Raw genomic sequence first — 21,322 nt, 5'->3', positions numbered from 1 at the left:
ACGGGAATTCCTGGATGTTCATATCGATGCGGCGGCTTCTACTATCCTCTGGAGAAGGTAAGCGCGGGTTGATCTGAAGTTTTTTCTGGCTCGGGTCAACGTGTCCATTGAAGTTTGCGGAAGTTTTTCAGGCCATGGAAATTGATCCCTTGTTACGCATCCTGGCAAGCCAGGACGGTTCCGACCTCTACATTTCCACCGGTGCACCGCCCTGCGCGCGTTTTGAAGGTGTGCTCAAGCCGCTGAGCAACCAGGCGTTCAAGGTCGGCGACATTGCCGGGCTCGCCGAGTCATTGATGGACGCCGAACAGCGCCTTGAGTTCGATCGGGAACTGGAAATGAACCTGGCGATTTCCCTGGCCGGTGTCGGGCGGTTCCGGGTCAACATCTTCAAACAGCGCAACGACGTGTCCATGGTGATACGCAACGTCAAGCTGGACATCCCGCGCTTCGAAGACCTGAAGCTGCCCAAGGTGCTGCTGGAAACCATCATGCAGAAGCAGGGGCTGATGTTGTTCGTTGGTGCGACGGGCTCGGGCAAGTCGACCTCCCTGGCGGCGCTGATCGATTACCGCAACCGCAACAGCAGCGGCCACATCATCACCATCGAGGACCCGGTGGAGTATATCCATCGGCATAAGAAATCGATCGTCAACCAGCGCGAAGTCGGGGTGGATACGCGCAGTTTTCATGCCGCGCTCAAGAATACCTTGCGCCAGGCGCCGGACGTGGTGCTGATCGGCGAAATCCGCGACCGGGAAACCATGGAGCATGCCCTGGCCTTTGCCGACACCGGCCATCTGGTGATTTCCACCCTGCATGCCCACAACGCCAACCAGGCCCTGGACCGGGTGATCAATTTTTTCCCGGAAGAACGCCGGGCGCAACTGCTGCACGACTTGGGCAACAACCTCAAGGCGTTTGTTTCCCAGCGCCTGGTGCGCACCCGCGGTGGCCAGCGGCGGGCGGCGGTGGAGGTGATGCTGGGCTCGCCGACGGTGGCCGACCTGATCCGGCGCAACGAACTGGGCGAGCTCAAGGGCATCATGGAAAAGTCCGAGGAACTGGGCATGCAAACGTTCGACCAGGCATTGTTCAACCTGGTGGTCGAAGGCGCCATCGATGAGGAAGAAGCGCTGAAAAATGCCGATTCGGCAAACAACCTGCGTTTGCGCTTGAAGCTGCATGCGGAGACGGGGGCCGCGCCGCCGGCCGATCCGCCGGCGGGGGAGTGGGGACTGATGGACTGATTGAGCCCTGGCGAAAACCGCGTAATCGTTCATCGCGAGCAAGCTCGCTCCCACAATTGATCTCCGGTGATCAGCAGATCCATGTGGGAGCGAGCTTGCTCGCGATGGGGCCCTCATAGCCAACAAACCAGTCAAATCAGACGCAAAGCTCCGGCCGCCCGCGAAACTGCTCCAACGCCTCGGGATTGGCCAGCGCATCGGTGTTCTTCACCGCCTCGCCATGCACCACGTTACGCACGGCCAGTTCCACCACTTTTCCGCTGATCGTGCGCGGAATGTCGCTGACCGCGAGGATTTTCGCCGGTACATGGCGCGGCGTCGTGTTAGCGCGGATGACCTGGCGAATCTTCTGCTCCAGGGTATCGTCCAGCACGACGCCATCACGCAGGCGCACGAACAGCACCACTCGTACGTCACCCTGCCATTGCTGGCCAATGGCGACGCTGTCGAGGACCTCTTCGACTTTTTCCACCTGCCGATAGATTTCCGCCGTGCCAATGCGCACGCCACCGGGGTTGAGCACCGCGTCGGAGCGTCCGTGGATCAGCAAGCCGCCGTGGGCCAGTTCTTCGGCGTAGTCCCCCTGGGCCCACACTCCGGGAAACTGGCTGAAATAGGAGGCGCGAAGTTTATCCTGGCGCGGGTCGTTCCAGAGCCCGATGGGCATCGCCGGAAAATGCCGGGTGCAGACCAGCTCGCCTTTCTCGCCGACCACCGCCTCGCCGGCCTCGTTCCAGACCTGCACCGCCATGCCCAGGCTCTTGCCCTGCATCTCGCCCCGGCGCACGGCGGACAGCGGGTTGCCGTTGATGAAACACGAGACGATATCGGTACCGCCGGACATCGAGGCCAGGCAAACGTCGGCCTTGAAATCGCGGTAAACGTAATCGTAGCTGTGGGGGGCGAGAGCCGAGCCGGTGGACAGGAGGGTCTTGAGGCTGCCCAGGTCATGGCTCTGGCGTGGCTGGATGCCTTGGCTTTCCAGGGCGGCGAGGTATTTCGGGCTGGTGCCGAACACGCTGATGCGCTGTTGGTCGATCAGGTCGAGCAGGCGTTCGGGACCAGGATGAAACGGCGAGCCGTCATACAGCACCACCGAGCTGCCCACCGCCAGGGCCGAGACCAGCCAGTTCCACATCATCCAGCCGCAGGTGGTGTAGTAGAACAGCCGATCCCCGGGGCCGAGATCAACGTGCAGGCCATGTTCCTTCATATGCTGCAGCAGCACGCCGCCGGTACTGTGGACGATGCACTTCGGCACGCCGGTGGTGCCGCTGGAGTAGAGGATATACAACGGATGATCGAACGGCACGCTGGCGAACTCCGGCTCGCCACCGCTTTGATAAAAGTCCTCCCACAGCGTAACGCCAGCCTGGGTGTTGAAATCCTCGACGCGAGCATCGGGTCGGGCGTAAGGCAGCACGATCAACTGTTGCAGGGACGGCAGCCGCGAAAGGATCTCGTTCACCTTCGGGCGCTGGTCGATGACCTTGCCGGCATAACGATAACCGGCACAGGTAATCAAAACCTTGGGCTCGATCTGGCCGAACCGGTCGATGACGCCCTGGGTGCCGAAATCCGGCGATGAGCACGACCAGATCGCCCCCAGGCTCGTCGTGGCGAGCATACCCACCAGCGTCTGCCAGGTGTTGGGCATGCAGGCAGCGACCCGGTCGCCCTGGGTCACGCCGGCGGCTTGCAGGCTTTTCTGCAGGCCGGCGACATGGGCGGCGAGTTCGGCCCAGGTCAGCGTTTGCTCGGTGCCGTCTTCATCGACGGCAACCACCGCCACGGTGTTATCGCGACGGCGCAGCAGATGTTCGGCGAAACTCAGCGTGGCCCCCGGGAACCAACGTGCGCTGGGCATATGCGGGCCTTCCACCAGCACTGCGGTGGGGCGCTGGTGAAAACGGATGTCGAAGAAGTCCACGATGGCCTGCCAGAAAGCTTCGCGCTGGTCGATGCTCCACGCGTGCAGGGCCGGGTAATCGTTCAGCTGCAGCGAGTGCCGTTCGTTGACGAACCGGCGCAAGGCGTCCATGCGCGACCGGGCGATGCGTTCGGGGCTGGGTTGCCAGAGGATGTCGGACATGGGGTGCCTCTTGTTTTTCCGGGGCTTGCGAACATTGCAGCACACGGCGTTATTTATGGCGAGAAGCGCTTCTGTGGTGAGGGAGCTTGCTCCCGCTGGACTGCGAAGCAGGCCCCAATAGGCGGCCGCTACGCAGCCGAGCGGGAGCAAGCTCCCTCGCCACGGGGATCGCGGAGGGTTATTGCGCCAACCACCCTCCATCAACATTCCACGCCGCGCCCCGCACCTGGCTGCCGGCTTCGCTGCAGAGGAACAGCACCAGTTCACCCAGCTGCGGCGGGGTGACGAATTCCAGGGACGGTTGCTTCTCGGCCAACAGGTCGTGCTGGGCCTGTTGCGGGTCGACGCCGCTGGCGATGCGGTCGTCGATCTGTTTCTGCACCAGTGGCGTCAGCACCCAGCCTGGGCAGATTGCATTGCACGTCACGTTGCTGGTAGCGGTTTCCAGGCCAACCACCTTGGTCAGCCCGATCACCCCGTGCTTCGCGGCGACGTAGGCGGCCTTGCCCACCGAACCGACCTGACCGTGCACCGAGGCGACGTTGACGATCCGTCCCCAGCCCTTGGCGCGCATGCCCGGCAGGCTCAGGCGAGTGGCGTGGAACACCGAAGACAGGTTGATGGCAATGATCGAATCCCAGCGCTCCACCGGGAAGTCCTCGACCACGGCCACGTGCTGGATCCCGGCATTGTTCACCAGGATGTCCACGCCGCCGAAATCGCGCTCGGCGTAGGCGAGCATGTCGGCAATCTGCGCCGGGTCGCTGACATCGGCCGGATGATGGCCGACCTTGCCACCGAACTGCTTGACTTCGGTGACCGCCGCCGAGGCATCGCCGAAGCCATTGAGGATCAGGTTGGCGCCGGCCTTGGCCAGGCTCAAGGCGATGCCCAGGCCGATGCCGCTGGTGGAACCGGTGACCAGGGCAGTCTTGCCCGAAAGAAATGTCGTCATGGAAACCTCACACAATGCCAGTGGCGTAGAACACACCGATCACGAAGAACACCGCGAGGGTCTTGATCAGCGTAATGCAGAAAATGTCTTTGTAGGCTTCACGGTGGGTCAGGCCGGTGACGGCCAGCAAGGTGATCACCGCGCCGTTGTGGGGCAGGGTGTCCATGCCGCCGCTGGCCATGGCGGCCACCCGATGCAGCACTTCCAGGGGAATGTTGGCGGCGTGGGCGGCGCTGATGAAGGTTTCGGACATCGCCGCCAGGGCGATGCTCATGCCCCCCGACGCGGAACCGGTGATGCCGGCCAGCAGCGTTACGGTGACTGCTTCGTTGACCAGCGGATCGGGAATGTTCTTGAGCCAGTCGGCCAGCACGAGAAAGCCCGGCAATGAGGCGATCACCGCACCAAAACCGTATTCCGAAGCGGTGTTCATCGCCGCGAGCAAGGCACCGCCCACCGCGCTCTTGCTGCCTTCGGCCAGTTTGCTGCGAATCGCGCGGAAGCCGAACAGCAGCACCATGACAATACCCACCAGCAAGGCGGCCTGTACCGCCCAGATTGCGGTGAGCTTGGCGATGTCGCTGGTCACCGGTGTCGCCATGCCCGGCAGCGCCAGGCTATGCGTCTTGCCGTACCACTGCGGGATCCACTGCGTAAACAGCAGGTTCATGATCCCCACCGCCAGCAGCGGCGAAACGGCGATCCACGGGTTGGGCAGCTTGATGTCCTCAGCGGTCTCCGGCTCGTTGCGCAGTTCGGTGCCATAACCTTCACCGGCGCGTTGGGCCTTGTTGCGCTGGCGCTGCAAAAACAGCATGCCGAAGCAGAAGACGAAGATCGTACCGATCACGCCCAGCCACGGCGCGGCCCAAGCGGTGGTGTTGAAAAAGGTGCTGGGGATGATGTTCTGGATCTGCGGCGTGCCGGGCAGGGCGTCCATGGTGAACGAGAATGCGCCGAGGGCGATGGTGGCTGGAATCAGCCGTTTGGGGATATTGCTCTGGCGGAACATCTCCGCGGCGAACGGGTACACCGCGAACACCACGACGAACAGCGACACGCCGCCATAAGTCAGCAACGCGCAGACCAGCACGATCACCAGCATGGCCTGGCGTGTGCCCAGCAGGCGAATCGCCGCGGCGACGATGGAGCGGGAGAAACCCGACAACTCGATCAGCTTGCCAAACACCGCGCCAAGCAGGAACACCGGGAAATAGAGTTTGATGAAACCGACCATCTTGTCCATGAACACCCCGGTGAATGCAGGGGCGACGGCGGATGGATCGGTAAGCAGGACCGCGCCGAGGGCAGCGATCGGGGCAAAGAGAATGACGCTGTAGCCACGGTAGGCGGCAACCATCAGCAGCGTGAGGGCTGCCAAGGCAATGATCACACTCATGGTGTGTCTCCTGGGATTGTTATTGTTGTGGGTAAGGCTTTGAGGAGGGCTATAGCGATATCTGTGCCAGATGGCTAAGTGGCTGATAGATAAGGATAAATTTTGTTATTGCAGAGCGAGGGAAAGGATAATTCTCTGTTTTGAGATTTTTGTTGGAGGGGCCGGCCTCTTCGCGAGCAGGCTCGCTCCCACATGAGACAGTGATGGACTGACAGAACGCTGTACCGGTGGGAGCGAGCCTGCTCGCGAAGAGCCCGCAGCGCTCCAAGATCGCCAGTCTAAAAAAAGAGATTTAAGTCTCTTTATTGAGACTCCGCAATCCCCAGCGCCACCATCTTCTTGTACAACGTCGATCTTCCCAGCCCCAACCGCTCGGCCGCCTCGACTACCTTGCCATCGCATTGCGCGAGGGTGGTTTCGATCAAGTGTCGGTCAAATCGAGCCCGGGCCTGGCTGAAGGTTTCCTGCGCCAATAACGGCTCCAGGGTCGGGCCTGTCGTGCGCTCAACCGGGATGAAAGTGCCGATGGCCGCGCGGATGTCAGCAGCGCTGAGCATCAGGTCGTCGCTGAGCAACGCGGCTCGTTCCAGCACGTTGCGCAACTCCCGAATGTTGCCCGGCCAGGCATGTTGGCCCAGCAGACCGAGGGCGTCGCGGTGCAATTCGTGCTGGCTGCGCAGTTCTTCGAGGATCGCCTCACTCAGTGCCGGCAGATCATCCAGGCGCTCACGCAGCGGCGGGACCTGGATCGGCAGCACGTTGAGACGGTAATAGAGGTCGGCGCGGAACTCGCCGCGCTTGATTGCCGCTTCAAGATCGGTGGAGGTCGCGGCAATGATCCGCACATCGCTCTGCAACACCTCGTTGGAGCCGACCGGTTCGTATTCTTTCTCCTGAAGCACCCGCAGCAGTTTGCTTTGCAGCGGTAGCGGCATGTCGCCGATCTCGTCGAGGAACAGCGTGCCGCCTTGGGCGATCTGCAGTTTGCCGGCGCGGCCCTTGCGGTCGGCGCCGGTGAAAGCGCCTGGCGCGGTGCCGAAGAACTCGGCCTCGAGCAGCGATTCGGGGATGGCAGCGCTGTTGATGCTGACAAAGGCCTTGTGCGCCCGCGGTGAAGCACTATGGATCGCTTGGGCCAGCAACTCCTTGCCGGTACCGGTTTCGCCGAGCAGCAGCACCGGTGAATCGGTGCTGGCGCTGCGTCGGGCGCGGCGCTTGACCTCCAGGCCGGCGCTGCTGGTGCCGATGAAGTGGGCAAAGTTGTACTTGGTCTGCCGCGCCCGCAGCAACGAGCGGGTGGAGGCCAGTTCTTCCTGCATGCTCAGATAGCGCTTGAGCATCGGCGACAGGCTGCGCAACTCATCGAACAGGGCAAAACCGATGGCGCCGATCACCGCGCCGGCGTTGTCGTGGATCGGCAGGCGCATCACCACCAGCGGTTCCTTGGGCGTGTCCTGCATGTCCAGCAGGATCGGCCGTCCGGTGCGCACCACCTCACGCAGCAAGCTGCCGGGGATGACGCTTTCGCAGGCGCGGCCGATGGCTTCCTGCGCCGAATTCAGGCCGAAACGACGGGCGTAGCGCTCGTTCATCCAGACGATATTCGCATCGCGATCGACAATGACCGTGCCTTCGCTGGACTGCTCGATGATCTCGAACAGCGAGCGGATCGCCAGCGTGCGTACGCGCTTGTAGTCCTTGAGACTTTCGGTGGGATTCATCAGGCATTCCAATAAGAGGTGGGCTTGCCGGCACCCTCGGATGAGTCGCGGCATTATGCCTGATCAAACTCGGCGTTCTGTAGTGGGGCCAAGCCGGTGGAGAGGGCTGTTTTTACCGCCAGATTTGCCACAGAAAAAGCTGTACGTATGAAATACTCTGTACATGTTTTTAGGCCCGTTCGCGGCTGTACTGGAGCATCCATGAATAAATTCAACCCTCGCAAACTCAAGCTTTCCAAGTGGACCGCCTGCCAGCCCGTCAACCGGGAAAAGCATTTTCTCGTCACCCAATTGCTCTGCGACGAACAGGATTGCCCCGTTCAGGTCGAATTGCAGGCGGTGTATAGCGGACGGGTGGCCGTGCTGGACTGGCGTGATCTGACCGACAGCGAACGGTGGAAAATCGGTTGGCACTGAGTCTTGGACAGGTGAGCGAATTTTCCTTCGGAAATTGTACATATAAAAAATTATGTACAACTTCTGCGGCGATGATGGCTTAATGGTGCCTCTTCATAAAAGGCATTCCGCCTTTCAGACGGCTACGGCCAAGCACTTATGTCACCGGGAGCGGCACCCATGTTCATTCGCACTCGCAAACATCAGGACGTCTTGCACGAGACCCAGGGCGCACTGGCCTCTCTCGAAGCCGAGCGGGCGGCTTTTCACCAATCGATGGCGATCGTCGAGTTCGCGCCTTCAGGCGAAATACTTGGCGCCAACGCGCTGTTTCTGAACATGACCGGCTACGTGCTGGAGGACATCCTCGGCAAGCATCACCGGATGTTCTGCGCGCCTGAGTACGCCGGCAGCCGCGAATATGCGGTGTTATGGCAGCAACTGGCCCAGGGTGAGGGTAGCGAACAGCAGTACCTTCATCTGGCACGCGATGGCCTTGGGTCATGGGTGCAAGCCAGCTACATTCCTGTGCGCGATCAGCGCGCCAGGGTCGAACGCATCATCCAGGTCAGCCGCGACATCAACGACCGCGTGCTACGGGCTCAGGCCGAGTCGAGTTTCATGCAGGCGATCGATCGCTCCATGGCGGTGATCGAGTTCGATCTGGGCGGTCATGTCATCAATGCCAACGTCAACTTCCAGAAGGTCATGGGTTATGGCCTGGAGGAGGTTCGCGGCCAGCACCATCGGATTTTTTGCGAGCCCGGCGAAGTTCAAGGCGAAGCCTATCGCGATTTCTGGGCTGGACTGAACCGTGGCGAATACAAGAGCGGGCTTTTCCAGCGCGTCGACAGGCACGGCAACACAGTCTGGCTGCAGGCCACCTATAACCCGCTCTACGATGCCCAGGGCCATTTGTACGGGGTGGTCAAGTTTGCCACCGACAGCACGCGTGAAGTCGAGCAACGCCAGAACGAATCAAAGGCGGCGCAGTTGGCCTTCGAGACGTCCCGGCAGACGGATGAGCACACCCAGTTGGGCACCGCCGTCGTGCAGCAGACCGTGACCGTAGTGCAAAGCATCGCCGATGAACTGCAACAGGTCGCCACCGGGATCAGCGCTCTCAGCGCGCAGTCCGAAGAGATCGGCAACATTGTCGATGCCATCCGGGGAATCGCGGAGCAGACCAACCTGCTTGCGCTCAATGCCGCCATCGAGGCCGCTCGTGCCGGTGAGCAGGGGCGCGGCTTCGCGGTGGTTGCCGATGAAGTGCGCAATCTGGCCCGGCGTACCAGCCAGGCGACCGTTGCCATTACCGAAGTCGTCGGCAAGAACCGCGACCTGGCCAGGCAGGCGGTGGGCAGCATGCAATCGAGTACCGCCAAGGCCGAGCAAGGCGTGAAGCTGGCGAACCAGGCCGGCACCGTCATCCTCGACATCCACCGGGGCGCGAAGCAGGTGGTGGAGGTCATGGGCGAATTCGCCCAGACCCTGGACCAGCGCCGCGAAGCCTGAGCGGGTCAGGCTTATCCCGGATGGGCCGCCGCCAGCAGCTCCCGGGTGTAAGGGTGTCGGGGCGAGTCGAATACGTCGTGGCTGGCGCCTTGCTCGACGACCTTGCCGTCCTTGATCACGATCATGTCATGGGCCAGGGCTCGCACGACCGCCAGGTCGTGGCTGATGAACAGGTAGGTCAGGCCGTGTTTTTCCTGGAGCTGGCGGAGCAGGGCGACCACTTGTTTCTGCACCGTGCGATCCAGCGCCGAAGTCGGTTCGTCCAGCAGGATCAGCGCGGGCTTGAGCACCAGCGCCCGGGCGATGGCGATGCGCTGGCGCTGGCCGCCGGAAAACTCATGGGGGTAACGATGCCGGCTCTGCGGGTCGAGGCCGACTTCCTTGAGCGCCTGGATCACCTGGGATTCGCATTGCTCGGCGCTGGACCTGCTGTGCACCTCCAGACCTTCGCTGATGATCTGCTGCACCGACATTCGCGGGCTGAGGCTGCCAAACGGGTCCTGGAAGACGATCTGCATCTGCTTGCGCCAGGGCCGCAGCTCTTTCTGCGACAGCTGATCAAGGGCTGCGCCGCTATAACGGATGCTGCCTTCGGATTCGATCAACCGCAGGATCGCCTGGCCGAGCGTGGACTTGCCGGAACCGGATTCGCCAACAATGCCCAGGGTCTTGCCGCGCTGGATGCTCAGGCTGATGCCATCCACGGCGCGCAGGTATTGCTTGCGCCGCAACAGCCCGCCACCGATGGGGAAGCTGACCCGCAAATCCTCAACCTGCAACACGTCTTCGCGCTCGTCCCGGGGCAGGGCTTCGCCTTCCGGCTCGGCGTGCAGCAGTTCGCAGCTGTAGGGATGTTGCGGTGCGCTGAACAACGTTTCGCAAGGCGCCTGCTCGACGATTTCTCCGGCCTTCATCACGCACACCCGCTGGGCGATGCTGCGTACCAGGTTGAGGTCATGGCTGATCAGCAGCAGGGACATGCCGAGCCGCTGCTGCAATGACTTGAGCAGCAGGAGGATCTTGCGTTGCACCGTCACGTCCAACGCAGTGGTCGGCTCGTCGGCAATCAGCAACTCCGGTTCGCAGGCCAGGGCCATGGCGATCATGACCCGCTGGCGCTGACCGCCCGATAGTTGGTGGGGATAGGCCTTGAGCCGTTCGGCCGGGTTCTGGATACCCACCAGGTCGAGCAGTTCCAGGATCCGCTGGCGCGCCGCTTTGCCGCCCAGTCCCCTGTGCAGCATCAATGTCTCGCCAATCTGTTTTTCGACGCTGTGCAATGGATTCAGCGACGTCATCGGCTCCTGGAAAATCATTGCGATCCGATTGCCGCGCAACTCGCGCAAGGTCTTGGCCTCGGCGCCCACCAGTTCCTGGTCTCGATAGCGAATGCTGCCGGTGGTGCGTGCGCCGCTGTCGGTCAGCAATTGCAGAATCGAGTGAGCCGTCACCGACTTGCCTGAGCCGGATTCGCCCACCAGGGCCAGGCATTCGCCAGGGCGGATATCCAGGCACAGGTCGCGCACTACCGGCTGGTCGTTGAAGGCCACGTTCAGGTTGCGGATTTCGATCAGGTTGTCGCTCATCTAAAAGCTCCGCTTCAAGACCGGGGATCAAAGGCGTCGCGCAACGCCTCGCCAATGAACACCAGCAGCGACAGAATCAGTGCCAGGGTGAAGAACGCCGTCAATCCCAGCCACGGCGCTTGCAGGTTCTGTTTGCCCTGGGCGATCAACTCACCCAGGGACGCGCTGCCGGCCGGCATGCCGAAGCCGAGAAAGTCCAGGGCCGTCAGGGTGGATATCGCGCCGGTGAGGATGAACGGCAGGTAGCTCAAGGTCGCGTTCATGGCGTTGGGCAGAATGTGTCGCACGATCACCTTGCGGTCGGTCAGGCCCAAGGCCCGCGCCGCTTTCACGTACTCCAGGTTGCGCCCGCGCAAGAACTCGGCGCGTACCACGTCCACCAGCGCCAGCCAGGAGAACAGCGCCATGATCCCCAGCAGCCACCAGAAATTCGGTTCCACGAAACCGGACAGGATGATCAACAGATAGAGCACCGGCAACCCGGACCAGACTTCCAGCAACCGTTGCCCGAGCAGATCCACCCAGCCGCCGTAATAGCCCTGCAAGGCGCCGGCGGTAATTCCGATCAGCGCACTGATGGCGGTCAGGGCCAGGGCGAACAGGATCGACACCCGCGCGCCGAAGATCACCCGCGCCAGCACATCACGGGCCTGATCATCGGTGCCCAGCCAATTGACCGTCGATGGCGGGCTTGGCGCCGGCTGGTTGAGGTCGTAGTTGGGCGTGTCGTCGCTGAAAGGAATGGGCGGGAAGAGCAGCCAGCCGCCATCCTTGTGAATCAGGTTCTGTACATAGTTGCTGCGATAGTCGGCCTGGAACGGCAACTGACCGCCAAATTCCTGCTCGGTGTAGCGCTTGAAAACCGGGAAGTACAGCGAGCCCTGATAGCTCACCACCCATGGCTTGTCGTTGGCGATCAGTTCACCGCCCAGGGTCAGGGCGAACAGGCCGATGAACAGCCACAGCGACCACCAGCCACGACGGTTTTTCTTGAAGCGCTCGAAACGCCGCCGGCCCAAGGGCGAGAACTTGAACATCAGGCGTTCCTCGCGGCGAAGTCGATACGCGGGTCCACCAGGGTGTAGCAGAGGTCACCGATGAGCTTTATCAGCAGGCCGAACAGGGTGAAGATGAACAGCGAGCCGAACACCACCGGATAATCTCGGGACACGGCGGCTTCATAACTCATGCGCCCCAGGCCATCGAGGGAGAAAATGACCTCGATCAGCAACGAGCCGGCGAAGAACACGCTGATGAATGCCTGGGGAATGCCCGAGACCACCAGCAGCATCGCGTTGCGAAACACGTGGCCGTACAACACGCGCCGTTCGCTCATGCCTTTGGCCCGTGCCGTCACCACGTATTGACGGGTGATTTCGTTGAGAAACGAATTTTTGGTCAGGATCGTCAGGGTGGCAAAGCCGCCGATGACCAGCGACGTGACGGGCAGCACCAAATGCCAGAAGTAATCGGCGATCTTGCCCAGCGTCGATAGTGATTCGAAGTTGTCCGACACCAGTCCGCGCACGGGGAACCAATTGAGCGAGGTGCCGCCGGCGAACATGACGATCAGGAACATGGCGAACAGGAACGCCGGCATCGCATAGCCGATGATGATCGCGGTGCTGCTCCACACGTCGAATGCCGAACCGTGGTGCACGGCCTTGCGAATGCCCAGCGGAATCGACACCAGGTAAGTGATCAGCGTCGCCCAGAGCCCGAGGGAAATGGTCACCGGCATCTTTTCCAGGATCAGGTCGGTGACCGTGGCGCCGCGGAAAAAGCTCTTGCCGAAATCCAGGCGGGCATAGCTGGTGAGCATCAGCCACAGGCGTTCGTGGGCGGGCTTGTCGAAACCGTACTGTTTCTCGATGTCCTGGATCAGTTGCGGGTCCAGGCCACGGCTGGCGCGCGAGCTGCCGGCCATGGCATTACCCGAGCTGCCGACACTGGCGCCGCCGATACCTTGCAGGTGGGCGATGGCCTGTTCGACCGGCCCGCCCGGTGCGGCCTGCACGATCACGAAGTTCACCAGCAGAATGATCACCAGCGTCGGGATGATCAGCAGCAGGCGCCGTGCAATATAAGCCCACATCAGTGATGTCCTCCGGGTGCGCTGCGCTTGATGCGTTCGGCGGTCATCTGTTCGTTGGTCAACGGCGTGGTGCTGACTTCCCACCAGCTTTCGATGGCTTCGTCATTGCTGGCCTGGACCTTCGGCATGCCGAAGCGATTCCACCATACGGTCGAGCTGCCGGGTGGGTAATAGTTGGGGATCCAGTAGTAATTCCATTGCAGTACCCGGTCCAGGGCGTGGGCATGGCGGAGCATGTCGCTCTGGGTGGTGGCCTTGACCAGGCCGTCGATGAGGGCATCCACGGCTGGGTTCTGCAGAGCCATGTAGTTGTTTGCGCCCGGATCATTGGCGGCCGCCGAGCCGAAATAATTGTAGAGTTCCATGCCGGGCGAGGTGCTCACGGGGTAACCGGTGATGATCATGTCGTAGTCGCGACTCATCAGGCGGTTGACGTACTGGGACGAGTCGATGCGCCGGATGCTCATGTCGATGCCGATTTGGGCCAGGGTCCGCTTGTAGGGCAGCAACAGACGGTCGATACCGTTCTGGGTATTCAGGAACGTGAAGCTCAGGGGCTCGCCTTCGGCATTCACCAACCGGTCGCCGTGGGGCTTCCAGCCGGCCTGTTCGAGCAGCGCCAGGGCTTGCAGCTGTTTGTCACGGATCACGCCGCTGCCGTCGGTTTTCGGCGCCTCGAATACCTGCGTGAACACCTCATCCGGGACTTTGCCGCGCAACGGTTCGAGGATCGCCAGTTCCGCCGCATCGGGGAGTTGCCGGGCGGCGAGGTCGGTGTTGGAAAAGAAACTCTGCTGACGCACATAGGCATTGCGCATCATCTGGCGATTGCTCCATTCGAAATCCCAGAGCATGGCCAGCGCCTGGCGTACGCGGCGGTCCTGGAACTGCGGGCGTTGCAGGTTGAACACGAAGCCCTGTGCCGGCTGCGGCGCTTCGGTGGCGAGGTGGGCCTTTTGCAGGCGACCGTCGCGCAGGGCCGGGCTGTCGTAGCCGATGGCAAAACCGGTGGCGGAAAACTCGCGGTTGTAGTCGTAGGCGCCGCCACGCAGGACCTGTCGGGCCACATCGGTATCGCCGAAATATTCAATGCTGAAATGGTCGAAATTATACAAGCCGCGACTGACCGGCAGATCCTTGCCCCACCAGTCTGCATTGCGTTCGAAAGTGATGCTGCGACCCGAGTCGACTTTGCTCACCCGGTACGGACCACTGCCCAGCGGGGCTTCGTAGCCGCCGCCATTGGCGAAGTCGCGGGTTTTCCACCAATGCTCGGGAAACACCGGCAGGGTGGCAACATCCAATGGTAGCGTGCGGTTTTCGTTGTTCTTGAAATCAAAACGAACGCTGCGAGGCGATTCCACCACGACGCCTTTGACCGCGGCGAACTGTGTGCGGTAGCGCAGGCTGCCCTGGGTCATCAGCAGCTCGAAGCTGTAGCGCACGTCCTCGGCGGTGATGGGCTTGCCGTCGGCGAAGCGGGCTTTGGGGTTCAGGTAGAAGCGCAGCGACAGGCCATCCTCGGCCCGTTCCATCTTCTCGGCCACCAGGCCGTAGACGGTGTAGGGCTCGTCCAGCGAACGCTGGGCCAGCGGCGCATAGAGCATGCCGTCGACCTGGCTGACACCGATGCCTTTGTCTATATAGGGCAGGATATGGTCGAAATGACCGATCTCGATGGCCGAGCGGCGCATCGTGCCGCCCTTGGGGGCCTGGGGATTGGCATAGGCAAAGTGGCCGAAGCCTTCGGCGTATCTGGCCGGCTCGCCATAAACAGTCAGGGCATGTTGGGGGGCGGCGCTCACACCTGCGGCGCCTGTCAGCAGGACCACGGCAGTGAGTAGCCAGGAGGGAAACGCCAGTCGCATTGTCAGCCTTAGAGCCGGGTGATCGATGACCATGATTTGTACGCGAGCGGCGCGCTCATCGCCAGCCCCTCGCATCATGCAAACATGACGGCCCACCAAAGGGCGGGCCATCATGTCGATAAACCGGGATCAGTCCTGGCGGCTGGTCACTTCCAGCAGGTGATAGCCAAACTGGGTCTTGACCGGGCCCTGGACCACATTGATCGGGGCGCTGAACACCACGGTGTCGAATTCCTTGACCATCTGGCCTGGACCGAACGAGCCCAGGTCACCGCCCTGACGGCTGGACGGGCAGCTGGAGTTCGCCTTGGCGACCTCGGCGAAGTCAGCGCCGGCTTCGATCTGGGTCTTGAGTTCGTTGCACTTTTCTTCGCTGGATACCAGGATGTGGCGGGCAGTGGCTTTGGCCATGGGAAATCTCCTTCAGTGTTTTCAAAACGTCCAGCCTACCGGAATCAGTAGGGCTTTGTTGTCAAAAATGCGACGTGTCGATCAGAGTCCGACGATTCGCAAACGCTCGGCGTGCCTTATATAGAGCGCTAGCGGGTCCGTTCCCTTGCTGTGTCCGCTGGCGTTCGCGTGATTAATGGCGTGCAAATGGTCCAGTGGGTAATCGGAGCGAATGACCTTGCCCAGGTGGGAACTGAAGCGCCCGACGATGCCATCGTTCTGTCCGGCTTCGGTAGTGAAGTATTCGGAAAAGGCCCGGCAGAAATCATGCAGCGGACCTGCTGCACCGCAGGCTTCGCCAGGGATGTCTTGCAGCGTGCCGCTCCAGGAGTAGTAGCGAACGCCGTTGACCAGCTGCGGCCCGTTGCCGCCCCAGTTTCGGGGCAGGCCCTGGGGGTATCGGTCGTTGAACGCGCCCACGCTTTCCGTCGTCAATGCCGCCAGCGCCGCGATGGCGTTCTGTGGAAGCCGGGTATGGCCGCTGAGTGCCGAGATGAAGTCGGCGAAGAGTGTTGCGACCCGGTTCGCCACATGCTCCGGCAATCGCCCGGGAGTCAGGGCCTTGCGCAGGAAGTCGGCCAGTTCCGAGCCCTGGTTGGGGCCGCTGACAGAGGTGACCGAGGCGACTCGTTCGGGGGCGGTTGCCCCGGCATAACGTGCCGCCAGCGCACCTTGGCCATGCCCGATCAGGTTGACCCGGGTGGAGCCGGTTCCTTCCAGGACCCGGTCGATCTGCGTCAGCAGTTGTTCACCACGGGCTTCATTGCAATGGGTAGCCGACAGATACGGGATGAAGACCCGCGCGCCGGCGGTGCGCAAAGCCTGTTTGACGTTCTCAAAGAGCCCGAAGGCGCCGATCCTGTCGAACCCGAACAACCCATGGACCAGCAGGATAGGAAAGTGAGTGTTTGCATTCCGTTGCATGTTCGTACCTTTTTCGAAGATGTTCACCTGGATTTGCCGGCACCACTCTAATGCAGGCGACAAGCGAGCGGTGTAGGACCAAGCCGCGGTAAGCCAGGGAAACTGGAATAGAAAAAGCAGGAAAATTCACTTGGTAGGCGGACGATGCCGACGGTCCGGGATACTTCCGATAGTCGTCGCGGCTGGCAGCTACAACACTCGGCGCAACAGCCCACCGATCATGGTCGACTTGTCTGACTGCGCATTTGCCGCGGGCGGGTTCAAATGACTTCAGCGGCGCCGTGATGTGCATGGCGCTTTCTCCAAAGGACTGGAACGTGAAAATGAAGACTTACCCATCGCCGCAGAACAGTAGCGACCCATGCTGTGCGAGACTGCCAGCGCCTTCCCTGGCGAAGGCCAAGGGAGGCGTGGTGGATCCGGCCTGGAACAAGGCCGTGATCACGATCAAGCCGTATCCGACGATGACGAGTGGTGATGAAGTGCGGCTGCGTTGGCATGGGCTCAATAACGAAGGCGACCCCTACCGGCATGAAACCAGCAGGTTTATCACCGAGCGGCAGGTCGGACGTGACGTGGTTTTTGTTGTTCGTGAACCGCATATCGCCGAGCTCGACGGAGGTTCGCTGGAGATCTCCTACCAGGTAGCCGGAAAGTGGATCTCCGGCGTGCTGGGGTCGCAAGCCCTGCAACTTGAGGTCGGCGACAGGCCCGAGCTGCTGTTGCCGCCGATTGCCGATGATGCGGTGGGTGGCAGCCTCGATCCCGCCCGGGTGCCCGAAGGAACGCGGGTGACCATTCGGCCTTATTCAAGGATGGCGGTCGGTGATCGGCTGGCCTTGAGTGTCAGCCAGGATTCCAAGGCGCTTTGGCATGACGTGCTGCACATCGAGGAACATGTATTGGGGCGTGAAGTGTCATTCTGGGTCGATTATTCGCACCTGGCCCCGTATGTCGGCCACCGGTTGAGCCTGGGCTATGTTGTCAGGCATGGCCGCTCGGCACGCCAGGCCGAGTCTTTGTCGATGCATATCGGCCCCTTGGTGCGCCCTGCGCTGAAGGCGCCCGAGGTCGCGGCGCTGAACGAAGGAGGGCTCGATATCGAAACGCTGCAAGGCCCGGTGACGGTGGTCATCGATGGCACCGGACTGGCGGCGGGCGAATGGGTCGGCCTGCAATGCAACGGGACCTATACCCATGTGCAGGAGCGGGAAATCACCGAGGCGATGGTCGGCCAGCCGCTTGTCTTCGAGGTGCCGGCCGCCTATTGGCAGGAGCAGCGAAACAGGTCGGTGCAACTGTTTTATCAGGTGGAGCGACTGGACGATGTCAGCCAGCGGTCTGCGGAGATCACTATCGAGGTGCGTACCCGGGCGCCTGGTTGAGCGAGGCCCTCCCTTCACGGAGGGCCTGTCGGGTGCGTCAGGCCTGCAATCGCAACGAGTGATCGGCCTGGCGCAGCAGTCGCTCGGTGGCCTCCCAGCCAAGGCATCCATCGGTCACCGACACGCCGTAGCGCATCGTCGGCCCCAATGGTTGGCAACCCTCAAACAGATGGCTTTCCAGCATCATGCCAATGAGGGCACGGTTTCCTTGCAGACGCTGTTCCAATACGTCATTGAACACCTGCGGCTGGCGCAACGGGTCCTTGCCGCTGTTGGCATGGCTGCAATCGACCATGATCCGGGCCGGGATTTTGAGGCGGGTGAGGTCGTCGTGTATCTGCGCCACGCTCTGGCGATCATAGTTAGGCCCGCGATGGCCGCCGCGCAGCACCAGGTGAGTGTCGGGGTTGCCCTGGGTCTGGACGATCGCCGGGTGCCCCTGGCTGTCGACGCCGAAATGCCGGTGAGGGTGGGCGGCGGAGCGCATGGCGTCGCAGGCGATGCCGACCCCGCCGTCCGTGCCGTTCTTGAAACCGACCGGCATGCCGAGGCCACTGGCCATTTCCCGGTGAATCTGCGATTCCGTGGTCCGGGCACCGATGGCGACCCAGCTGAGCAGGTCGTCGAAGTAGCCAGCGGCCATGGGCTGCAGCAATTCAGTGGCGATCGGCAGGCCGAGTCGCAGCATCTCTCTCATCAGTTCCCGTGACAGGTTCAAGCCGGCAGCCATGTCGTCACTGCCGTCCAGATCGGGGTCGTAGGCCAGGCCTTTCCAACCGATGGTGGTGCGGGGCTTCTCGACATAGGCGCGCATGACCAGCAGCATGCTGTCGCTCACTTCGCGGGCGAGGCGCGCCAGGTTGGCAGCGTATTCAAGCGCAGACTCGGGATCGTGGATCGAGCAGGGGCCAACGATGACCAGCAGGCGGGAGTCCTCGCCGTCGAGGATCGCACGCACCGCTTGGCGATGGGTGTCGACCTGTTGGCTCAGCGCAGTGGCGAGCGGCAATTGCTGTTTGAGCTGCAGAGCGCTTGGCAGACGCAGGGTCAGCGCTTCATTGGCAGGCGTGAGGGTGGACAGTGGCAAAGCAGAAACGGACGAATTCATGATCTGGCTTCCTGGGCGAGCAGCGGGTTCGTTCCCGCGCGCCGGCCCTATTGGGGTGTTCGACAATTGGCCGTGATGGCCGGCAATGGAGGCATGCCACCGGTAGGTGACCGATCGGAGGCGGCAGGCTGTCCCGAGCGGTGGCTGGTAAATCGCCAGGCGGCAAAACTGTCGTAACGGTAATAAGTGGCGTAGTTCATGGTTCGATCCTCAAGTTGTCTGGTGCTGCAATTGTCTGGGGCCTGAAAAACAAAACCCCCGGTCGGGAGGCCGACCGGGGGTTTGGAAAACTCTGGTAGGCGACCCGTTTGAAATGGGCGCCGGTTGGGTATCAGGCGCGCCAGTGGCTAAACCAATACCCAAAATAAAAGCTGACCGGAGTCTGGACACTGCTCACCCGGGCAGCCGCAACCGAGCGCAGGGCGCTGGCGGTGTGAAGCTGTGCAAGGGCGTTGAACATGGTCTGTCTCCGATGAATGACCCGCAGCTTACTAGAGCGAGGCGCGCCGGTTCAATAAGAAAATCCTATCGGATTGATGACGCCGTCCACCCCGCTTGAGTCCGGCGGGCTTTGTGACAAACTCAGCCCTTTGTCTGCTCCGTCAAGGACGCACCATGAGCCGAGCCTTTGCTGCCGCCCAATCGATTTCCATTCCAGGGGACATTGCCGGCAACCTTATCCATCATCAGCGCTTCATGGAGTCCGCCGCCGATCGGAATGTGGGGTTGCTGGTGTTTCCAGAACTTTCGCTCACCGGGTACGAGCGAGGGCTGGCCGCGGAACTGGCTATCTTGCCGGAGGATGTTGTGTTGCAGCCGCTGCGCGACCTGGCGCGGGAGCTCGGCCTGACTGCGGTGGTCGGCATGCCGATTCGCCTCGCGGCCGACGCCCCGGTGCTGATTGGCGCATTGGTGCTCGGTGCGGATGGCTCCCTTGGGGTCTACAGCAAACAGCATCTGCACGCTGGAGAAGAAATCGCTTTCGCGCCCGGTCACGGCGGTTCGATCCTGGCGATGGGCGCGGATCGCGTGGCGTTGGCGGTGTGCGCCGATTTTTCCCAGGCCAGCCATGCGGCGGCAGCCGCGGAGCAGGGCGCGACGCTATATGCAGCCGGCGTGTTGATAACCGAGGGAGGCTATGTAGCGGACACGACGTTGCTGCAAGGTTACGCCCGACAACACGCCATGATGGTCCTGATGGCCAATCACGGTGGCGCTACCGGAGGGTGGGAGTCGGCTGGTCGCAGCGCGATCTGGGCGGCCGATGGTTCGCTGATAGCCGCGGCGCCAGGCGTCGGCGAGCTTCTGGTCATGGCTCGTCCCCAGGGCAGCGGCTGGGAAGGGCAGGTGGTGCCGCTTTGACGAGGTCTAAAATGATGTTCGAATGGCGCCCGGCTGAAGTCGATGATATCGAATTCGCCCGACAACTGACGTGCAGCAATATGCTTCCCTATTATCTGCGTCATGATTTGCTGTGGCAGGACGAAGCGTTTGACCTGGCCTGGGTGATTCGCCAGAACTGGATCATCCATCGGGGTGACCAGGCGCTGGGTTTCGTCAGCCTCAGCCGCGACGCCCGTGCGCTGTATATCCGGGAGTTGCAGATTGACAAGGCGTTTCATGGGCAGGGGGCCGGAACCTGGGCGATCGGACAGGTCTGGGGGATGGTGGCGGTGGAGCGTCGCCCCGCGTTGCGCCTGACCGTGTTCAAGGATAATCCGGCCAGGCAGCTCTACGAACGCATGGGGCTGCGGGTCGTCGGCGAGGATGAATGTTTCCTGAGAATGCAGCGGGACGTTGCCGCTTGAGGCTGCGGATGTCGGATTTCATGAAGATGTGTTGTAACTTTTATCTGCCCCTTTGCGCTAGGTCTGCCGAATGCTTTTTGCTAAGGTGTGAGGCAACCCATACAAGACCAAATCGTGAGGTGTCTGCTTGATTAGGGTGTTAGTGGTCGACGACCATGATCTCGTCCGTACGGGCATTACACGGATGCTGGCTGACATCGATGGCCTGCAAGTGGTTGGCCAGGCCGAGTCCGGGGAAGAATCCCTGATCAAGGCGCGGGAGTTGAAACCCGATGTGGTGTTGATGGACGTCAAGATGCCGGGCATCGGCGGCCTCGAAGCTACGCGTAAACTGCTGCGCAGCCATCCGGACATCAAGGTTGTCGCGGTGACCGTCTGTGAAGAAGACCCGTTTCCGACCCGGCTGCTGCAAGCGGGCGCGGCGGGTTACCTGACCAAGGGCGCTGGCTTGAACGAGATGGTCCAGGCCATCCGCCTGGTGTTTGCCGGCCAGCGCTACATCAGCCCGCAGATCGCCCAGCAACTGGCGATCAAGTCTTTCCAGCCGACCAACGACTCGCCCTTCGATGCGTTGTCCGAGCGGGAAATCCAGATCGCGCTGATGATCGTCGGCTGCCAGAAGGTCCAGATCATCTCCGACAAGCTTTGCCTGTCACCCAAGACCGTCAATACCTACCGTTACCGTATCTTCGAAAAGCTTTCGATCAGCAGTGATGTCGAGTTGACGCTGCTGGCGGTGCGCCACGGCATGGTCGATGCCAGCGCCTGAA

At 61.8% G+C, this 21,322-nt stretch carries 18 protein-coding genes and 2 pseudogenes; 8 read left to right on the top strand and 12 right to left on the bottom strand.

Translation table 11 applies throughout. The annotated features are described in order from the left end of the window. Positions 1-134: 134 nt before the first annotated feature. Entirely contained in the window at positions 135-1,250 is a 1,116-nt protein-coding gene (locus J3P89_RS16790; protein ID WP_434694977.1) for a PilT/PilU family type 4a pilus ATPase, read from the top strand. Positions 1,251-1,386: 136 nt separating this feature from the next. Here J3P89_RS16790 and J3P89_RS16785 read toward each other — a convergent pair whose 3' ends face one another. The 4 genes from J3P89_RS16785 to J3P89_RS16770 all read right to left on the bottom strand — a co-directional run bounded on the left by J3P89_RS16785 (position 1,387) and on the right by J3P89_RS16770 (position 7,417). Then, the gene (locus tag J3P89_RS16785; RefSeq protein ID WP_434694976.1) at positions 1,387-3,342 is read right to left on the bottom strand and encodes an acetoacetate--CoA ligase; all 1,956 of its coding nucleotides are present in this window, start codon (positions 3,340-3,342) and stop codon (positions 1,387-1,389) included. A gap of 178 nt (positions 3,343-3,520) precedes the next feature. After that, entirely contained in the window at positions 3,521-4,297 is a 777-nt protein-coding gene (locus J3P89_RS16780) for a 3-hydroxybutyrate dehydrogenase (protein ID WP_434694975.1), read from the bottom strand. Positions 4,298-4,304: 7 nt separating this feature from the next. Beyond that, positions 4,305-5,696 carry a GntP family permease gene (locus J3P89_RS16775; RefSeq protein WP_305495295.1) on the bottom strand — a complete coding sequence of 464 codons (1,392 nt, stop codon included), beginning with the start codon at positions 5,694-5,696 and terminating at the stop codon, positions 4,305-4,307. Between the two features lie 302 nt (positions 5,697-5,998). Then, the gene (locus J3P89_RS16770; RefSeq protein ID WP_434652592.1) at positions 5,999-7,417 is read right to left on the bottom strand and encodes a sigma-54 interaction domain-containing protein; all 1,419 of its coding nucleotides are present in this window, start codon (positions 7,415-7,417) and stop codon (positions 5,999-6,001) included. A gap of 201 nt (positions 7,418-7,618) precedes the next feature. Between J3P89_RS16770 and J3P89_RS16765 the strand changes: the two genes are divergently transcribed. The 3 genes and pseudogenes from J3P89_RS16765 to J3P89_RS16755 all read left to right on the top strand — a co-directional run. Next, positions 7,619-7,834 (top strand): TIGR02450 family Trp-rich protein, encoded by a 216-nt coding sequence (locus J3P89_RS16765; protein WP_434652591.1) that lies wholly within the window; start codon positions 7,619-7,621, stop codon positions 7,832-7,834. 138 nt (positions 7,835-7,972) lie between these two features. Continuing rightward, positions 7,973-8,773 (top strand): annotated as a pseudogene (locus J3P89_RS16760) (PAS domain-containing protein); the annotation flags it as partial. Between the two features lie 183 nt (positions 8,774-8,956). Next, positions 8,957-9,328 (top strand): annotated as a pseudogene (locus tag J3P89_RS16755) (methyl-accepting chemotaxis protein); the annotation flags it as partial. Between the two features lie 11 nt (positions 9,329-9,339). Here the strand turns inward: J3P89_RS16755 and J3P89_RS16750 are convergent. From J3P89_RS16750 to J3P89_RS16725, 6 genes are all read right to left on the bottom strand, one after another. Then, positions 9,340-10,914: an ABC transporter ATP-binding protein gene (locus J3P89_RS16750; RefSeq protein WP_434694974.1), complete on the bottom strand. Its 1,575-nt coding sequence runs from the start codon at positions 10,912-10,914 to the stop codon at positions 9,340-9,342. A gap of 14 nt (positions 10,915-10,928) precedes the next feature. Continuing rightward, positions 10,929-11,951, bottom strand: coding sequence for an ABC transporter permease (locus J3P89_RS16745; protein WP_434674116.1), 1,023 nt, complete (start codon positions 11,949-11,951; stop codon positions 10,929-10,931). Next, positions 11,951-13,009, bottom strand: coding sequence for a microcin C ABC transporter permease YejB (locus J3P89_RS16740; protein ID WP_434694973.1), 1,059 nt, complete (start codon positions 13,007-13,009; stop codon positions 11,951-11,953). Before J3P89_RS16740 ends, J3P89_RS16745 begins: the two co-directional genes overlap by 1 nt. Continuing rightward, the gene (locus J3P89_RS16735) at positions 13,009-14,877 is read right to left on the bottom strand and encodes an extracellular solute-binding protein (protein ID WP_434698015.1); all 1,869 of its coding nucleotides are present in this window, start codon (positions 14,875-14,877) and stop codon (positions 13,009-13,011) included. The genes J3P89_RS16740 and J3P89_RS16735 overlap by 1 nt, the downstream gene beginning before the upstream one ends. A gap of 129 nt (positions 14,878-15,006) precedes the next feature. After that, a complete protein-coding gene (locus J3P89_RS16730) occupies positions 15,007-15,288 on the bottom strand; it encodes a peptidylprolyl isomerase (protein WP_305495285.1) in 282 nt (93 codons plus the stop codon). A gap of 81 nt (positions 15,289-15,369) precedes the next feature. Further along, complete coding sequence (locus J3P89_RS16725) at positions 15,370-16,251, bottom strand: esterase/lipase family protein (protein ID WP_434694972.1); 882 nt, start codon at positions 16,249-16,251, stop codon at positions 15,370-15,372. 413 nt (positions 16,252-16,664) lie between these two features. Here J3P89_RS16725 and J3P89_RS16720 point away from each other — a divergent pair, with 413 nt between their 5' ends. Continuing rightward, a complete protein-coding gene (locus J3P89_RS16720) occupies positions 16,665-17,636 on the top strand; it encodes a hypothetical protein (RefSeq protein ID WP_434694971.1) in 972 nt (323 codons plus the stop codon). A gap of 37 nt (positions 17,637-17,673) precedes the next feature. Here J3P89_RS16720 and J3P89_RS16715 read toward each other — a convergent pair whose 3' ends face one another. After that, positions 17,674-18,744 carry a 3-deoxy-7-phosphoheptulonate synthase gene (locus J3P89_RS16715; protein ID WP_434694970.1) on the bottom strand — a complete coding sequence of 357 codons (1,071 nt, stop codon included), beginning with the start codon at positions 18,742-18,744 and terminating at the stop codon, positions 17,674-17,676. A gap of 331 nt (positions 18,745-19,075) precedes the next feature. Next, complete coding sequence (locus J3P89_RS16710; protein WP_434694969.1) at positions 19,076-19,204, bottom strand: hypothetical protein; 129 nt, start codon at positions 19,202-19,204, stop codon at positions 19,076-19,078. 155 nt (positions 19,205-19,359) lie between these two features. Between J3P89_RS16710 and J3P89_RS16705 the strand changes: the two genes are divergently transcribed. The 3 genes from J3P89_RS16705 (at position 19,360) to gacA (ending at position 21,321) form a co-directional block, all read left to right on the top strand. Next, positions 19,360-20,106 carry a carbon-nitrogen hydrolase family protein gene (locus J3P89_RS16705; RefSeq protein ID WP_434694967.1) on the top strand — a complete coding sequence of 249 codons (747 nt, stop codon included), beginning with the start codon at positions 19,360-19,362 and terminating at the stop codon, positions 20,104-20,106. 11 nt (positions 20,107-20,117) lie between these two features. Next, on the top strand, positions 20,118-20,552 hold the full coding sequence (locus tag J3P89_RS16700; protein WP_434694966.1) for a GNAT family N-acetyltransferase: 435 nt from the start codon (positions 20,118-20,120) through the stop codon (positions 20,550-20,552). 127 nt (positions 20,553-20,679) lie between these two features. Continuing rightward, positions 20,680-21,321: a response regulator transcription factor GacA gene (gene gacA / locus J3P89_RS16695; RefSeq protein WP_003200277.1), complete on the top strand. Its 642-nt coding sequence runs from the start codon at positions 20,680-20,682 to the stop codon at positions 21,319-21,321. Position 21,322 lies beyond the last annotated feature (1 nt).

The organism is Pseudomonas sp. Z1-14, assembly GCF_051132005.1.
GTDB lineage: Bacteria > Pseudomonadota > Gammaproteobacteria > Pseudomonadales > Pseudomonadaceae > Aquipseudomonas.
The sequence above is the reverse complement of the archived record's forward strand: the minus strand, read 5'-3'. Positions and strand labels throughout refer to the sequence as shown.

Coding starts and splice junctions, on each gene's coding strand:
- J3P89_RS16790 (WP_434694977.1), top strand. CDS start 135: ATGGAAATTGATCCCTTGTTACGCATCCTGGCAAGCCAGGACGGTTCC.
- J3P89_RS16785 (WP_434694976.1), bottom strand. CDS start 3,342: ATGTCCGACATCCTCTGGCAACCCAGCCCCGAACGCATCGCCCGGTCG.
- J3P89_RS16780 (WP_434694975.1), bottom strand. CDS start 4,297: ATGACGACATTTCTTTCGGGCAAGACTGCCCTGGTCACCGGTTCCACC.
- J3P89_RS16775 (WP_305495295.1), bottom strand. CDS start 5,696: ATGAGTGTGATCATTGCCTTGGCAGCCCTCACGCTGCTGATGGTTGCC.
- J3P89_RS16770 (WP_434652592.1), bottom strand. CDS start 7,417: ATGAATCCCACCGAAAGTCTCAAGGACTACAAGCGCGTACGCACGCTG.
- J3P89_RS16765 (WP_434652591.1), top strand. CDS start 7,619: ATGAATAAATTCAACCCTCGCAAACTCAAGCTTTCCAAGTGGACCGCC.
- J3P89_RS16750 (WP_434694974.1), bottom strand. CDS start 10,914: ATGAGCGACAACCTGATCGAAATCCGCAACCTGAACGTGGCCTTCAAC.
- J3P89_RS16745 (WP_434674116.1), bottom strand. CDS start 11,951: ATGTTCAAGTTCTCGCCCTTGGGCCGGCGGCGTTTCGAGCGCTTCAAG.
- J3P89_RS16740 (WP_434694973.1), bottom strand. CDS start 13,009: ATGTGGGCTTATATTGCACGGCGCCTGCTGCTGATCATCCCGACGCTG.
- J3P89_RS16735 (WP_434698015.1), bottom strand. CDS start 14,877: ATGCGACTGGCGTTTCCCTCCTGGCTACTCACTGCCGTGGTCCTGCTG.
- J3P89_RS16730 (WP_305495285.1), bottom strand. CDS start 15,288: ATGGCCAAAGCCACTGCCCGCCACATCCTGGTATCCAGCGAAGAAAAG.
- J3P89_RS16725 (WP_434694972.1), bottom strand. CDS start 16,251: ATGCAACGGAATGCAAACACTCACTTTCCTATCCTGCTGGTCCATGGG.
- J3P89_RS16715 (WP_434694970.1), bottom strand. CDS start 18,744: ATGAATTCGTCCGTTTCTGCTTTGCCACTGTCCACCCTCACGCCTGCC.
- J3P89_RS16710 (WP_434694969.1), bottom strand. CDS start 19,204: ATGTTCAACGCCCTTGCACAGCTTCACACCGCCAGCGCCCTGCGCTCG.
- J3P89_RS16705 (WP_434694967.1), top strand. CDS start 19,360: ATGAGCCGAGCCTTTGCTGCCGCCCAATCGATTTCCATTCCAGGGGAC.
- J3P89_RS16700 (WP_434694966.1), top strand. CDS start 20,118: ATGATGTTCGAATGGCGCCCGGCTGAAGTCGATGATATCGAATTCGCC.